General features: G+C 63.7%; 15 protein-coding genes. 3 read left to right on the top strand and 12 right to left on the bottom strand.

The window, feature by feature from the left end; genetic code table 11:
- Positions 1-31: 31 nt before the first annotated feature.
- The 11 genes from BLT03_RS18000 to BLT03_RS17950 all read right to left on the bottom strand — a co-directional run bounded on the left by BLT03_RS18000 (position 32) and on the right by BLT03_RS17950 (position 10,461).
- Positions 32-1,762, bottom strand: a complete 1,731-nt coding sequence (locus tag BLT03_RS18000; protein ID WP_092745146.1) for an ATP-dependent DNA ligase — start codon at positions 1,760-1,762, stop codon at positions 32-34.
- On the bottom strand, positions 1,759-2,940 hold the full coding sequence (locus tag BLT03_RS17995; RefSeq protein WP_092745145.1) for a ligase-associated DNA damage response exonuclease: 1,182 nt from the start codon (positions 2,938-2,940) through the stop codon (positions 1,759-1,761). The genes BLT03_RS18000 and BLT03_RS17995 overlap by 4 nt, the downstream gene beginning before the upstream one ends.
- A gap of 311 nt (positions 2,941-3,251) precedes the next feature.
- Positions 3,252-3,668 (bottom strand): F0F1 ATP synthase subunit epsilon, encoded by a 417-nt coding sequence (locus tag BLT03_RS17990; protein ID WP_092745245.1) that lies wholly within the window; start codon positions 3,666-3,668, stop codon positions 3,252-3,254.
- 139 nt (positions 3,669-3,807) lie between these two features.
- Positions 3,808-5,214, bottom strand: a complete 1,407-nt coding sequence (gene atpD, locus BLT03_RS17985; RefSeq protein WP_092745144.1) for a F0F1 ATP synthase subunit beta — start codon at positions 5,212-5,214, stop codon at positions 3,808-3,810.
- Positions 5,215-5,250: 36 nt separating this feature from the next.
- The gene (atpG, locus tag BLT03_RS17980) at positions 5,251-6,117 is read right to left on the bottom strand and encodes a F0F1 ATP synthase subunit gamma (RefSeq protein WP_092745143.1); all 867 of its coding nucleotides are present in this window, start codon (positions 6,115-6,117) and stop codon (positions 5,251-5,253) included.
- 18 nt (positions 6,118-6,135) lie between these two features.
- The gene (gene atpA / locus BLT03_RS17975) at positions 6,136-7,689 is read right to left on the bottom strand and encodes a F0F1 ATP synthase subunit alpha (RefSeq protein WP_092745142.1); all 1,554 of its coding nucleotides are present in this window, start codon (positions 7,687-7,689) and stop codon (positions 6,136-6,138) included.
- A 43-nt stretch (positions 7,690-7,732) separates the two neighbouring features.
- Positions 7,733-8,275 carry a F0F1 ATP synthase subunit delta gene (locus tag BLT03_RS17970; protein WP_092745141.1) on the bottom strand — a complete coding sequence of 181 codons (543 nt, stop codon included), beginning with the start codon at positions 8,273-8,275 and terminating at the stop codon, positions 7,733-7,735.
- A 13-nt stretch (positions 8,276-8,288) separates the two neighbouring features.
- Positions 8,289-8,759 (bottom strand): F0F1 ATP synthase subunit B, encoded by a 471-nt coding sequence (locus BLT03_RS17965; protein WP_092745140.1) that lies wholly within the window; start codon positions 8,757-8,759, stop codon positions 8,289-8,291.
- A 34-nt stretch (positions 8,760-8,793) separates the two neighbouring features.
- Positions 8,794-9,042 carry a F0F1 ATP synthase subunit C gene (gene atpE / locus BLT03_RS17960; protein WP_092745139.1) on the bottom strand — a complete coding sequence of 83 codons (249 nt, stop codon included), beginning with the start codon at positions 9,040-9,042 and terminating at the stop codon, positions 8,794-8,796.
- A gap of 51 nt (positions 9,043-9,093) precedes the next feature.
- Complete coding sequence (gene atpB, locus BLT03_RS17955) at positions 9,094-9,972, bottom strand: F0F1 ATP synthase subunit A (RefSeq protein WP_092745138.1); 879 nt, start codon at positions 9,970-9,972, stop codon at positions 9,094-9,096.
- A 21-nt stretch (positions 9,973-9,993) separates the two neighbouring features.
- A complete protein-coding gene (locus BLT03_RS17950; RefSeq protein ID WP_092745137.1) occupies positions 9,994-10,461 on the bottom strand; it encodes an ATP synthase subunit I in 468 nt (155 codons plus the stop codon).
- A 236-nt stretch (positions 10,462-10,697) separates the two neighbouring features.
- Between BLT03_RS17950 and BLT03_RS17945 the strand changes: the two genes are divergently transcribed.
- From BLT03_RS17945 to lipA, 3 genes are read left to right on the top strand one after another with little or no spacing between them, the layout of a single operon-like run.
- The gene (locus tag BLT03_RS17945) at positions 10,698-11,012 is read left to right on the top strand and encodes a YbeD family protein (protein WP_092745136.1); all 315 of its coding nucleotides are present in this window, start codon (positions 10,698-10,700) and stop codon (positions 11,010-11,012) included.
- A 7-nt stretch (positions 11,013-11,019) separates the two neighbouring features.
- Entirely contained in the window at positions 11,020-11,718 is a 699-nt protein-coding gene (lipB, locus tag BLT03_RS17940; RefSeq protein ID WP_092745135.1) for a lipoyl(octanoyl) transferase LipB, read from the top strand.
- Between the two features lie 12 nt (positions 11,719-11,730).
- The gene (gene lipA / locus BLT03_RS17935) at positions 11,731-12,711 is read left to right on the top strand and encodes a lipoyl synthase (RefSeq protein ID WP_092745134.1); all 981 of its coding nucleotides are present in this window, start codon (positions 11,731-11,733) and stop codon (positions 12,709-12,711) included.
- Positions 12,712-12,768: 57 nt separating this feature from the next.
- Here lipA and BLT03_RS17930 read toward each other — a convergent pair whose 3' ends face one another.
- Entirely contained in the window at positions 12,769-14,088 is a 1,320-nt protein-coding gene (locus tag BLT03_RS17930; RefSeq protein WP_092745133.1) for a heavy metal sensor histidine kinase, read from the bottom strand.
- Positions 14,089-14,096: the final 8 nt, after the last annotated feature.

The following is a 14,096-nucleotide window of genomic DNA, read 5'->3' as shown; positions in this document are numbered from 1 at the left end:
CCGCCCACGAACGGCATGGCGCGGCTCCGTCTCAAGGGTCCGACCGCGGCAACAGCTCCGCGAGGGTGTCCACCGAATCCGCCTCTTCCACGGGCTTGTCTTCGCGCCAGCGCAGCATGCGCGGAAACCGCACCGCGATCCCGCTCTTGTGGCGCGAACTGCGCGCGATGCCTTCGAAGCCCAACTCGAACACCAGGGTCGGCCGCACGCTGCGCACCGGCCCGAAGGTCTCCACCGTGGTCTTGCGGATCACCGCATCGACCCGCGCCATCTCGGCATCGGTCAGGCCCGAATACGCCTTGGCGAACGGCACGAGCGATCGCCCTTCCGTGCCGGGCGGGCCGTCCCACACCGCGAAGGTGTAGTCGCTGTACAGGCTGGCGCGGCGCCCATGGCCGCGTTGCGCGTAGATCAGCACCGCGTCGATGCTCAAAGGGTCGATCTTCCACTTCCACCACGTGCCCACGTCCTTGGTGCGGCCCACACCATATTCGGCGCTCCGGGCCTTGAGCATCATGCCCTCCACGCCCAAGGAGCGCGCCTGTTCGCGCTGGCGGGCCAGGTCTTCCCAGCTCTCGCCCTGCAGCACGGGGCTGCTCACCAGCGCCGGGTGCGACACGCGCGCCAAGAGCGCATCGAGCCGCTCGCGCCGCACCGACTGGGGCAGCCGGCGCAGATCTTCGCCGCCCTCTTCCAGCAGATCGTAGGCGAGCAGCACCACCGGCAATTCGCGCAGGAGCTTGGGGGTGAGCGCCTTGCGGCCGATGCGCTTTTGCAGATCGGCGAACGGCCGCACATGGGCCACCGCATCGCCCTCGGCGGCGCGCCACACGACGATCTCGCCGTCGAGCACCGTTCCGTCAGGGAGCACGTCGCCCAGGGCCTGCAGTTCGGGGAACCGGTCGCTCACCAGCTCTTCGCCGCGCGACCAGATCCAGGTGGTGGCGGCGGCTGCAGGATTGGCGGGATCGACGGAATCGGTCGCAGCGCTGGCGGCGCGTCGCACGACCTGGGCGCGGATCCCGTCCCACTTCCATTCCACGATCCATTGCGATGGCGGACCGAGCACCTTGTCGAACTGCGACACCGGCAGTTGCAGCGGGTGCGCGAGGAAAAAAGGGTACGGATGCCCCCGCGCCTCGCCCACGGCGGCGTCATCGCCCTCCTCGCCTTCCGCCGCCACGAGCCGCAGGTAGTCGGCCTCGCCAGGGCGCGCACCGATGTGCGTGTAGCCCATGAGCCGCTGGGCGATGCGCTTGGGGTCCACGCCACTGACCGCAGCCAGCGCCTGCGTGACCTGCAGCCGCGACACGCCCACGCGGAAGGCCCCGGTGATGAGCTTGAAATACACCAGCCGCTCCTCCACCGCGAGGCCGGCCCACTGCGCGCGCAGGGTGCTGGACAGATCCTCGGGCGGTATGCCGCGCAGCGGCAGCAGGTGCCACTCCATCCAGTCCGCGAGGCCAAGTGCCTGCACCTCGGCCGGTGCGGGCAGCAGCAGCGAAATGGTTTCGGCCAGATCGCCCACCGCTTCATAACTTTCGTCGAAGAGCCACTCGGGGAGGCCGGCCGCATCACGGGCCAGGGCGCGCAGCAGCTTGGTCGGCACCAGTTGCCGCGGCTTGCCGCCCGCCAGGAAGTACACCGCCCAGGCCGCATCCGCCGGCTGCGCGGTCCGCAGATAGGCCTGCAGCGCCGCTTGCTTGGCGAGGCTGGAGGTGCTGGCGTCGAGCGCGCGGTACAGCGCGGCGAAGTCCTTCATGGCAGGGGGTGTGGCGGAATGTCGTGGCCTTCCGGAGCGGCTGTCTCAATCACGGGCGAGGCGTCTCCACCCGGCGCTGCAATAGCGGTGGGGTTGGCGGCGGCGTCGGCGCCGTCCGTGGCATCGGCCGCGCTGGGCTGGCCTGGCACGCCGCCCGGTGCGGCGGAGTCCTGATCGTCCTCGTCGCCGTACTCGGTGTGGAACGACTGGGCTTCCAGCCCCTGCTCGCACAGCCAGCGCACCAGCACGGCCACGCTGCCATGCGTGACGAACACGCGCTCAGCGCCCGTCGCGCCGATGGCGCGCTGCAGACCGGGCCAGTCCGCGTGGTCCGACATCACGAAGCCACGGTCCACGCCCCGGCGGCGGCGGGTGCCGCGCAGCTGCATCCAGCCGCTGGCGAAGGCATCCGCATGGCGCGCGAAGCGGCGCATCCACGGCGTGCCCTGGGCGGACGGCGGTGCGACCACCAGCGCGGTCTTGAGCATCTGCGCGTCCACGCCCGGGTCGGTCACGCGGAAGGTGGGCGGCAGGTCCACGCCCGCCGCGCGGTACACGGCATTGAGCGGCTCCACCGCGCCATGCACCACGATCGGCCCGATGCTGCGGTCCACGCCGTGCAGGATGCGCTGCGCCTTGCCGAACGCATAGCACAGCATCACGGAAGGCCGGCCCTGCTCTGCGTTGGCGCGCCACCAGGCGTTGATATCGGCGAACAGAACGGGCTGCGTGGGCCAGCGGTAGATGGGCAGGCCGAAGGTCGATTCGGTGATGAACGTGTCGCAGCGCACGGGCTCGAACGGCGCGCAGGTTCCATCGGCTTCGGTCTTGTAGTCGCCGGAGGCCACCCACACCCGGCCGCCGTGCTCCAGCCGCACCTGGGCCGACCCGAGCACATGGCCCGCCGGGTGCAGCGACAGGCGCACGCCGTGGTGTTCGATGGTTTCGCCGTAGGCCAGCGTCTGCAGCGCGATATCGGCGCCGAGCCGGGCCCGCAGCACACCTTCGCTGTCGGTGTGCGCCAGGTAGTGGGCGTGCCCGACGCGGGCATGGTCCGAATGGCCATGCGTGATGACTGCCCGGTGCACCGGCCGCCACGGATCGATGTAGAAATCGCCCGCCGTGCAGTACAGGCCTTCGGGGCGCGCGACGATCAGATCGACCTCACCGCGTGCCATGGCCGCTTGCTTTCGCGAAAGGGGAGAAGCGCCGACGAGCGACCTGTCTGACCCCGCCGCCCAATGCGCCGTACGTAGAAGGAAGTGCTGTGTGCGCTTGCATGCCGAATGCTAGCGCCCGCCCTTTCGCATCCCAGGTGAGGAACGCCGCATGCCCCTGTCAGCCGACGCCTACCCAGGGCGCCGGAGGCCGCTAGTCGCCGTCCTGCGCACGAACTCCAGCCGTGGAAATTCGATCGGCCATGAAAAAAGCCGCCCGAAGGCGGCTTTGGTAGCGAACGGGGCGGAAAGCCGCCCGGTCGTTCGTTCGATCAGCGCTTTTGGCGGAACTTGCGCAGCGCAGCGATCTGCGCGGCCATCACGGCCAGTTCCGATTGCGCCTTGGCCAGGTCGAGCTCGCTCTTGGCGTTCTTGACGGCTTCTTCGGCAGCAGCCTTGGCCTGGTTGGCCTTTTCGTCGTCCAGGTCCTTGCCGCGCACCGCGGTATCGGACAGCACCGTCACGCGGTGGGGCTGCACTTCCAGAATGCCACCGGCCACGAAGACGAACTCTTCGCCGCCGTCGGCCATCTCGATGCGCACCGAGCCCGGCTTGATGCGCGTGATCAGCGGGGTGTGGCGGGGATAGATGCCCAGCTCACCGGCCTCGCCGGGCAGAGCGACGAACCGTGCCTCGCCGGAGAAGATGGACTCCTCGGCGCTGACGACATCGACGTGAATGGTGTTCATGGTGGTTCCTTCCAAAAGTCGGGAAAGCTAGAAATCGGTGGCCCGTCCGGCTGGCCGGCATGCCTGCTGCAGATGCGAACCATCGCCCCTGCAGCGCATGCCGATCAACGCCCCTGGCAGGGCCGCCGATTGCGCCGCTTTACGCGACCTTCTTGGCCTTTTCGAAGGCTTCGTCGATCGTGCCGACCATGTAGAACGCCTGCTCGGGCAGGTGATCGCATTCGCCGGCCACGATCATCTTGAAACCACGGATGGTTTCGGACAAGGGCACGTACTTGCCGGGCGAGCCCGTGAACACTTCGGCCACGTGGAACGGCTGCGACAGGAAACGCTGGATCTTGCGGGCGCGGGCCACGGCCAGCTTGTCTTCAGGCGCCAGTTCGTCCATGCCCAGAATCGCGATGATGTCGCGCAGTTCCTTGTAGCGCTGCAGCGTGCCCTGCACACCGCGGGCGACCGCGTAGTGCTCTTCGCCCACGACTTGCGGGTCGAGCTGGCGGCTGGTCGAATCCAGCGGGTCCACGGCGGGGTAGATACCCAGCGAAGCGATGTCACGCGACAGCACCACGGTGGAGTCCAAGTGAGCGAACGTCGTGGCAGGCGATGGGTCGGTCAAGTCATCCGCTGGCACATACACGGCCTGGATGGAGGTGATCGAACCGACCTTGGTGGACGTGATGCGCTCTTGCAGGCGGCCCATTTCTTCGGCCAGCGTTGGCTGGTAGCCCACGGCGGAAGGCATGCGGCCCAGCAGTGCGGACACTTCGGTACCGGCCAGCGTGTAGCGGTAGATGTTGTCCACGAAGAACAGCACGTCGCGGCCTTCGTCACGGAACGACTCGGCGATCGTCAGGCCGGTCAGCGCCACGCGCAGACGGTTGCCTGGGGGCTCGTTCATCTGGCCGTACACCATGGCGACCTTCGAGTCTTCGAGCTTCTCGAGGTTCACCACGCCGGAGTCGGCCATCTCGTGATAGAAGTCGTTGCCTTCGCGGGTCCGCTCGCCCACACCAGCGAACACCGACAGACCGCTGTGGGCCTTGGCGATGTTGTTGATGAGTTCCATCATGTTCACGGTCTTGCCCACGCCGGCGCCACCGAACAGGCCCACCTTGCCGCCCTTGGCGAACGGGCAGACCAGGTCGATCACCTTGATGCCGGTTTCCAGCAGCTCTTGCGAAGGCGACAGTTCGTCGTACGCAGGGGCCTTGCGGTGAATGGATGCCGTGAGGTCCTGGCTGACCGGACCACGCTCGTCGATGGGCGCGCCCAGCACGTCCATGATGCGGCCCAGCGTCGCCTTGCCCACGGGCACGGTGATGGGGTTGCCGGTGTTGGTCACCACGATGCCGCGGCGCAGGCCGTCGGACGAGCCCAGTGCGATGGTGCGCACAATGCCGTCGCCCAGCTGCTGCTGCACTTCCAGCGTCAGGGTGGAACCGTCGAGCTTCAGGGCGTCGTAAATCTTGGGCATCTGGTCGCGCGGGAACTCCACGTCCACCACGGCGCCGATACATTGAACAATCTTGCCTTGCACTTGAGCCATTTTTTGCTCCAAATAAATGTGGGTTGAGCTGTCTGTTTACACAGCAGCAGCGCCGGACACGATTTCCGAAAGTTCTTTCGTGATCGCTGCCTGGCGCGTTTTGTTGTAGACCAGCTTCAACTCGCCGATGACGCTGCCTGCGTTGTCGGTGGCAGCCTTCATGGCCACCATGCGCGCCGACTGCTCGGAGGCCATGTTTTCCGCCACGGCCTGGTAGATCAGGGATTCGACATAGCGCAACAGCAGCTCGTCGATGACGCTCTGCGCGTCGGGCTCATAGATGTAGTCCCAGCCGTGCTCGGTCTTCTCGGCTTCCATCTGGGAAGAAGACAGGGGGAGCAGACGCTCCACCACCGACTCCTGCCGCATGGTGTTGATGAACTTGGTGTACCCCAGGTACACCGCGTTGATCTTGCCTTCGGCGTAAGCGTCGAGCAGCACCTTGACGGGGCCGATCAGCTTGTCCAGATGCGGCGTGTCGCCCAGACCGGTGACATGCGAAACCACCTTGGCACCGACGCGGTTCAGGAAACCCAGGCCCTTGTTGCCAATGGCCACGGCTTCGGTGGACACGCCAGCGGACTGCAGTTCGCGCAGCTTGGTGGTCACGGCACGCAACACGTTGGTGTTCATGCCGCCACACAGGCCCTTGTCGGTCGTCACCACGATGACACCGGCCACCTTCGCATCGTTTTCCTTCATGAAAGGATGAACGTACTCAGGGTTGGCCTTGCCGAGGTTGGCGGCGATGTTGCGAATCTTCTCGCTGTAAGGACGGGCCGCGCGCATCCGGTCCTGCGCCTTGCGCATCTTGGACGCGGCCACCATTTCCATGGCCTTGGTGATCTTCTTGGTGTTTTCCACCGATTTGATCTTGCCGCGTATTTCCTTGCCTGCTGCCATGATGATTCCTCGTTCGGTTTAGGCGAACGACTTCTTGAACGCGCCGATGGCGGCGGTCAATTCGGCCTCAGCGTCCTTGTCCATGGCCTTCGCCTGTTCCAGCTTGGCCAGCAGAGGGCCGTAGCTGGACTTCAGGAACTGGTGCAGGCCGTGTTCGAACTCGAGCACCTTCTTGACGTCGATGTCGTCCATGAAGCCCTTGTTCACCGCGAACAGCGTCGAACCCATCAGCGAGATGGGCAGCGGGCTGTACTGGGCTTGCTTGAGCAGTTCGGTCACGCGGGCACCGCGGTCCAGCTGCTTGCGGGTGGCTTCGTCCAGATCGGAAGCGAACTGCGCGAACGCAGCCAGTTCACGGTACTGGGCCAGGTCGGTACGGATACCGCCGGACAGGTTCTTGATCAGCTTGGTCTGCGCTGCACCACCCACGCGGGACACCGAGATACCGGCGTTGATGGCAGGGCGGATACCGGCGTTGAACAGGCTGGTTTCCAGGAAGATCTGGCCGTCCGTGATCGAGATCACGTTGGTAGGCACAAAAGCGGACACGTCGCCGGCTTGCGTTTCGATGATCGGCAGTGCCGTCAGCGAACCGGTCTTGCCCTTGACTTCACCCTTGGTGAAGGCTTCGACGTAGTCGGCATTCACGCGGGCTGCACGCTCCAGCAGGCGGCTGTGGAGATAGAACACGTCGCCGGGATAGGCTTCGCGGCCTGGCGGGCGGCGCAGCAGCAGCGAAACCTGGCGGTAGGCCACAGCCTGCTTGGACAGGTCGTCATACACGATCAGGGCGTCTTCGCCGCGGTCGCGGAAGTACTCGCCCATCGTGCAGCCGGAGTAGGCCGACACGTATTGCATGGCGGCGGACTCGGAAGCCGAAGCGGCCACCACGATGGTGTATTCCATCGCGCCGGCTTGCTCGAGAGCACGCACGACGTTCTTGATGGACGAAGCCTTCTGGCCGATGGCGACGTAGATACACGTCACGCCCTGGCCCTTCTGGGCAATGATCGCGTCGATCGCGACAGCGGTCTTGCCGGTCTGGCGGTCGCCGATGATCAGTTCGCGCTGGCCACGGCCCACAGGCACCATGGAGTCGATCGACTTCAGGCCGGTCTGCAGAGGCTGGTCCACCGATTTACGGGCGATCACGCCTGGAGCGACCTTTTCGATCACGTCGGTGAGCTTGGCATTGATCGGGCCCTTGCCGTCGATCGGCTGGCCCAGTGCGTTCACCACGCGGCCCACGAGTTCGGGGCCGACGGGCACTTCCAGAATGCGGCCCGTGCACTTCACGGTGTCGCCTTCGGAGATGTGCTCGTACTCGCCCAGAATCACGGCGCCGACGGAATCGCGCTCAAGGTTCAGTGCCAGGCCGTAGGAAGGCGCACCCTCCTTGTTGGCCGGGAACTCCAGCATTTCGCCCTGCATCACGTCGGACAGACCGTGCACGCGCACGATACCGTCGGACACGGACACCACGGTGCCCTGATTGCGGATATCGCTGCTGGCTGCCAGACCTTCGATGCGGCTCTTGATCAGTTCAGAAATTTCTGCGGGATTGAGTTGCATGACTCTTTCCTTCTTTCTTTGGTTAGCCGAGACCTCAAGCCGCTTACGCAGTGAGGGCCGCTTTCATTTGTTCCAGACGGGCTTTGACGGAGGTGTCGAGCACCTCGTCTCCCACGACTACGCGAACGCCGCCGATCAGGGATTCGTCCACCTGTACCGAGACATTCAACTTGCGGCCGAAGCGCTTTTCGAGCACTGCGTCCAGGCCGGACAACGCGGCGGCATCCAGCGGAAATGCGCTGAACACCACGGCATCGGAAGAACCGTTTCGCCGATTCACCAGCGCACGGAACTGGGCAGCCACCTCGGGAAGGGCATCCACACGGCCGTTCTCGATGATGACGCGCAGGAAGTTGCGTGCTGCCTCGGGCAGCGCGCTACGGACCACGCCCGTGATGACATCGAACACTTGGTCGGAGGTCACCTTGGGGTTGTCCGCCAGCTGGCGCACTTGCGGATTGGCGGCAATCGCCGCCACTTCTTCCACCCAGGCCACGGTGCCGTTCAGGTCGGCACCCGGCTGGGACGCGCTGGCCTTGAACAGGGCTTCCGCGTAAGGGCGGGCAATGGTGGCGAGTTCTGCCATGTTGCTTGGCTCCTTACAGCTCGGTCTTCAGGCGGTTCAGCAGGTCGGCGTGGACGCCAGCATTGACTTCCTTGCGGAGAATCTGCTCGGCACCCTTGACGGCCAGCGCAGCCACCTGCTCGCGCAGGGCTTCACGGGCCTGGATCGACTGCTGCTCGGCATCTGCACGGGCAGCGGCGACGATCTTGTTGCCTTCCTCGGTCGCACGGGCCTTCGCCTCGTCGATGATGGCCTGAGCGCGTCGCTCGGCGTCCGCAATACGCGATGCCGTTTCGTTGCGCGTCTGGGCCAGTTCCTTCTCGACGCGCTGGTTCACAGCGGTCAATTCGGTCTTGGCACGGTCGGCGGCAGCGAGGCCATCGGCGATTTTCTGGGCTCGCTCGTCCAGGGCCTTCGCGATCGGGGGCCACACGAACTTCATCGTGAACAGCACCAGAATCAGAAAGACGATGGCCTGAACGAACAGGGTCGCGTTGATACTCACGGCAACACCTTTCTAGTTGGGCGTTGAACGGAGCTTAGGCCAGGACGAAGGGGTTGGCGAAAGCGAACAGCAGCGCAATGGCCACACCGATCAGGAATGCGGCGTCGATCAGACCGGCCAAGATGAACATCTTGGTTTGCAGTTCGTTGATCAGCTCAGGTTGGCGAGCAGACGCTTCGAGGTACTTGCCACCCATCAGTGCGATGCCGATCGAAGCGCCGATAGCGCCGAGACCCACGATCAGACCACAAGCCAGAGCGACGAGACCGAGAACGTTTTCCATGATGACTCCTAGGATGAAAAGAAAGGAAGGTTGAAAAAGAAAGGGAAAGGATCAGTGAGCTTCATGCGCCTGGCCGAGATAGATCAGCGCAAGCATCATGAAAATGAAGGCCTGCAGGGTGATCACCAGGATGTGGAAGATCGCCCAGATCGAGCCTGCAATGATGTGCCCCAGAGGGAGCAACACACCGGAAAGCGACATGGCAGCAGCACCGCCCATCAGGGCAATCAGCATGAACACCAACTCACCAGCGTACATGTTGCCGAACAGCCGCATGCCATGCGACACGGTCTTGGCAATGTATTCAATGATCTGCATGAGCAGATTGACCACGCCCAGGATCAGGGCGAAGACGGGATTCTTGCTGGTGCCGAAAGGTGCCGTGACCAATTCGTGCGCCCAGCCGCCCAGGCCCTTGATCTTCACGCTGTAGTACAGACACAGCACCAGAACGGCGAACGACAGGCCGAGGGTCGTGGACAGATCGGCGGTGGGCACCACGCGCAGATAGGCATGGTGTGGATCGTGGCCGGCGGCACCGTAGATCTGGGCCCAGATGGCGGGCAGCAGATCGACCGGCAGCATGTCCATGGCATTCATCAGGAAAATCCAGACGAAGACGGTCAATGCCAGGGGCGCGATGAACTTGCGGCTTTCGGCGTTGTGGATGTTGGCCTTGGCCTGGTTGTCCACCATCTCGACCAGGATTTCCACCGCGGCCTGGAAGCGACCCGGCACGCCGGAGGTCGCCGTGCGCGCGGCACGCCAAAAGACAAAAAGTGCGATGAAACCGAGAACCAAACCCACGATCACGGAATCGAAGTTCACCACGGAGAAATCGACGATGGACTTCTGCTTGATGTTCTGGAGATGCTGCAAGTGGTGAACGATGTATTCACTGGCAGTCGGTGCATGCGCTTCTGCGGCCATCGGACAACTCTTCTATCAATATCAATCGGTTTTTCGGACACCGGGCCGCACCATGAGGGCGATCCAGTACGTTTTCATCGTCACTACCATGCCAGCCAGCAATGCCAGCCAACTCAGTCCCGGAACCAGCCGGGGTGCCGCCGCCAACATAGCCACGGTCATTGCAATCTTGACCAACTCCCACCCGAAAAGACTCGTCATCGCACTTCCTGCGGAAGTTTGATGTCGTGCCACGCCACGTGCGAACAAGGCTGCAGGCAGAACGACCGCCAGCGCGCCATATCCGGTAGACCAAGCCATATTCGACTTGCCGGAGACCAGCCATGCCACCAGGGCCGCCAGCGCTCCGATCAGTGTCTGACCCAAGACGATCCGCCATACGGAGATACGCGGGTGACGCTTGCGCCACTGCGCGGCCTCTTCGGCAGACAGGGGCTTGAAGTCAGAATCTTCAGCCTCAGTTTCGGTGTCGGGAGCGTTTGTTTTCATTGAGGAATGACGCTCTCTTTACAGACCGAAACTTTCACAAAGCCCCTGATTATAAGTAAAAACCACTTTCATCCAGCAATGACCTCTCAGGTCGGTATGAAAGCGGGCGGGGGTCTGCTCCGTTGTGGTGACAGGCCAACGTGAGTTGCCCTATGGCGGTGCGCTTCTCGGGTTGCGCCTGGCAGCCCGGACGCTATCAAAATAGCGCTCAGTTCGTCACTTAACCGATCTCAGCCATGACACAGCCTCCTTCCGACCTTGCCTCTGCCAGCGAAACTCCAGCCGATCCGCGCAGGGATTCCCTGATCGAATACCCCTCTTCATTTCCCATCAAGGTCATGGGCCAGAAGGTGGATGGATTCGTCCATGCGATCACGGAGCTGGCTCGCCAGTTCGACCCCACCTTCGACGCCTCCACCGTCGAGCTGCGCGACAGTCGCGCGGGCAATTACCTGGGCGTGACCATCACCATCACGGCCACCAGCCGCGAGCAACTGGACGATTTGTACCGCGCACTGTCCTCGCATCCGATGGTCAAGGTGGTGCTTTAAGCCCGCCATGGAGATTCGCCACCTGGGCCTTGCGGATTACGTGGAGACCCTGCAGGCCATGCAGGCGTTCACCGAGCAGCGCACCCCGGACACCCCTGATGCCCTGTGGATCTGCCAGCACACACCCCTCTACACACAGGGACTTGCCGGCAAAGCCGATCACCTGCTCGCCCCCGGCGATATCCCCATCGTAGCCACCAACCGTGGCGGTCAGGTGACATTCCACGGCCCCGGGCAGGTGGTGGCATACCCGCTGCTGGACCTTCAGCGTGCCGGCTATTTCGTCAAGGAATACGTCCACCGCATCGAAGAGGCCGTGATCCGAACATTGATGCACTTCGGCGTGACGGGCCATCGGGTGGCCGGAGCACCCGGCATCTACGTGCGCCTGGACGACCCTGGCAGCCATGCCCAACTGCCACAGCGTCCGAGAAAGGCTGACGGCCCGCCGCTGGCAGCGGATGCTGCACCCGATTTTTCCGGGCTCGGAAAGATCGCAGCGCTGGGGATCAAGGTGTCCCGCCACCGGACCTACCACGGTGTGGCGCTCAACGTGGATATGGACCTGGAACCCTTCTCGCGAATCAACCCTTGCGGCTACGCAGGGTTGAAAACGGTGGACCTTTCTACAATCGGGGTCCACACCACCTGGGAAGAAGCCGCCGGAGTGCTGAGCAAGCAGCTCGCCGTCCGCCTGGCCCCCTGACCACTATCTGTCATGAGCACTCCCGAAGTCGTGCGCGAAGCGCAAACCACCGCCGCCTACAACCCGCTGGCCAAGCAGAAGGCTGCCGCCAAGCTGTCGCGCATTCCGATCAAGGTCGAACAGGGCGAGGTGCTCAAGAAACCAGAATGGATCCGGGTGAAGGCGGGCAGCCCCACAACGCGCTTCTACGAGATCAAGGACATCCTGCGCGAGAACAAGCTGCACACGGTATGCGAAGAGGCGAGTTGCCCCAACATCGGTGAGTGCTTCGGCAAGGGCACGGCCACGTTCATGATCATGGGCGACAAGTGCACGCGGCGATGCCCCTTCTGCGACGTGGGCCATGGACGCCCTGACCCACTGGACAAGGACGAGCCGCTGAACCTGGCCAAGACCATTGCCCAGCTGCGCCTGAAGTACGTGGTGATCACCAGCGTGGACCGCGACGATCTGCGCGACGGTGGCAGCGGCCATTTCGTCGAGTGCATTCAACACATTCGCGCGCTTTCACCCACCACGCAGATCGAAATCCTGGTGCCCGATTTCCGCGGCCGCGACGACCGGGCGCTCGAGATCCTCAAGGCAGCGCCTCCCGACGTGATGAACCACAACCTGGAAACCGCGCCTCGCCTGTACAAGGAAGCACGCCCTGGCAGCGACTACCAGTTCAGCCTGAACCTGCTCAAGAAATTCAAGGCATTGCATCCTGGCGTGCCAACCAAGAGCGGCATCATGGTTGGCCTGGGCGAAACGGATGAGGAAATCCTCCAGGTCATGCGCGACATGCGCGCGCATGACATCGACATGCTGACCATCGGCCAGTATCTGTCGCCCTCCAACAGCCATTTGCCCGTGCGCCGCTACGTGCACCCAGACACCTTCAAGATGTTTGAAGAAAAAGCCTACGAGATGGGCTTCAGCCACGCAGCCGTGGGCGCAATGGTGCGTTCCAGCTATCACGCGGACCAGCAAGCGCACGCTGCTGGCGTCTAGTCGCCGCGAGGGCCCCGGGTTTTGCTTCGCAGGGCGGAGCAATCCCTAAAGGCTCGGTCATTGCGCCGCCGCGGTCGCTTCGTCAATCGACGCACTGATGGTGAAGCCGATGCGCGTGACGGGTCCTTGGCTGTGCGCGAAGGTCCTGCCGCCGTGCATTCGGGCGATTGCGTCCACGATGGCGAGACCAAGTCCGTGGTGCTGTTCCGAGCCGTCGCGGGCCGCCGTGCCTCGATAAAAGCGTTCGAACAGCCTGTCCAGCGCCTGTGGCGCGATGGGTGGCCCTTCGTTTTCCACCGCGATTTCCGCGCCATCGTCGGCACTGCGGATGCTCACGACGATGGTGGAATCCTTCGCGGCATAGCGGATGGCATTGCCCACCAGATTGGAAAGGGCCCGGCGAACCAGCGAAACATCCAGCGCCGCGGTTGCCTCGCCAACGACGACGCCCCGCAATCCCGCGTCTTCCAACGATGCTTCATGGAACTCCAGCACGGCGCACGCCTGTTCCGACAGGCATGCCGGCTGACGCGTACGCAGGAATTCGCCGCGATCGGCCCGCGACAGAAACAGCATGTCTGCAACGATGCCGGACATCCGGCGAATCTCCTCCAGGTTCGAGAGCAGCAGCAAATGCATGTCCTGGGAGGAACGAGGGCGGGCCAACTCGACCTCGGCCGAGGCGATGAGGTTGGCCAAGGGCGTCCGCAATTCGTGGGCCACGTCCGCGTTGAACGCCTTGGATTGCGAATAGGCTTGCTCCAACCGCGCCACAAGGACATTGAACTGCGCAATCCACGGACGGAGCTCCTGGTCAAACTCCAGCGCTTCGATGGGCACGCTGGGAACGTTTGGCGTGATGCGGGACGTGCGCTCTGCCAATTGCCGCAAGGGCTGCAGACCATGCCGCACAAGGAGCGCGCCGGTCAAGGACACCAGCAGAGTACCCAGCACGACGGCAAAGGCCAATGTCCACCGCAGTCGGCGCAACAGGCGAGCGTCCTGGGTCGCATCGAGTCCGATGTGCACCTCGACACGCCCGCCTCCACCTTTCAAGACCTCCTGATATTCAGCCCAGATCCAGGCGCCCTCCGCAGCCGGCGCAGCGTGGAAAACCCTTCTTCCTTCCCGTTCGATGGACAGACTCACGTTCCTGTGTGAGGACAGAAAGTCTTCCAGTTTGTGCTGCAGAGACAGGGCATCGCTCCCCGGACCGGGTTCGTTCAGCAGATGGAATGCCAACCGCGCCTGCTGGTCCAACTCTTCCTGCGACTTCTGCTGAAAATTCCAGGCCGTTACGCCGTAGACAGCGGCGCAAAGAAGGCTCAGGCCGATCAGTGTCTGCAGGGCGAACCAGAGGGACAGCCGGCGCTGCATCGATGGCA

Source organism: Paracidovorax valerianellae, assembly GCF_900102625.1.
Classification (GTDB): Bacteria; Pseudomonadota; Gammaproteobacteria; order Burkholderiales; family Burkholderiaceae_C; genus Paracidovorax; species Paracidovorax valerianellae.
The sequence above is the reverse complement of the archived record's forward strand: the minus strand, read 5'-3'. Positions and strand labels throughout refer to the sequence as shown.

Bases quoted from the DNA above. Each gene is read 5' to 3' on its own strand.
- BLT03_RS18000 (WP_092745146.1), bottom strand. From the start codon at position 1,762: ATGAAGGACTTCGCCGCGCTGTACCGCGCGCTCGACGCCAGCACCTCC.
- BLT03_RS17995 (WP_092745145.1), bottom strand. From the start codon at position 2,940: ATGGCACGCGGTGAGGTCGATCTGATCGTCGCGCGCCCCGAAGGCCTG.
- BLT03_RS17990 (WP_092745245.1), bottom strand. From the start codon at position 3,668: ATGAACACCATTCACGTCGATGTCGTCAGCGCCGAGGAGTCCATCTTC.
- atpD (WP_092745144.1), bottom strand. From the start codon at position 5,214: ATGGCTCAAGTGCAAGGCAAGATTGTTCAATGTATCGGCGCCGTGGTG.
- atpG (WP_092745143.1), bottom strand. From the start codon at position 6,117: ATGGCAGCAGGCAAGGAAATACGCGGCAAGATCAAATCGGTGGAAAAC.
- atpA (WP_092745142.1), bottom strand. From the start codon at position 7,689: ATGCAACTCAATCCCGCAGAAATTTCTGAACTGATCAAGAGCCGCATC.
- BLT03_RS17970 (WP_092745141.1), bottom strand. From the start codon at position 8,275: ATGGCAGAACTCGCCACCATTGCCCGCCCTTACGCGGAAGCCCTGTTC.
- atpE (WP_092745139.1), bottom strand. From the start codon at position 9,042: ATGGAAAACGTTCTCGGTCTCGTCGCTCTGGCTTGTGGTCTGATCGTG.
- atpB (WP_092745138.1), bottom strand. From the start codon at position 9,972: ATGGCCGCAGAAGCGCATGCACCGACTGCCAGTGAATACATCGTTCAC.
- BLT03_RS17950 (WP_092745137.1), bottom strand. From the start codon at position 10,461: ATGAAAACAAACGCTCCCGACACCGAAACTGAGGCTGAAGATTCTGAC.
- BLT03_RS17945 (WP_092745136.1), top strand. From the start codon at position 10,698: ATGACACAGCCTCCTTCCGACCTTGCCTCTGCCAGCGAAACTCCAGCC.
- lipB (WP_092745135.1), top strand. From the start codon at position 11,020: ATGGAGATTCGCCACCTGGGCCTTGCGGATTACGTGGAGACCCTGCAG.
- lipA (WP_092745134.1), top strand. From the start codon at position 11,731: ATGAGCACTCCCGAAGTCGTGCGCGAAGCGCAAACCACCGCCGCCTAC.
- BLT03_RS17930 (WP_092745133.1), bottom strand. From the start codon at position 14,088: ATGCAGCGCCGGCTGTCCCTCTGGTTCGCCCTGCAGACACTGATCGGC.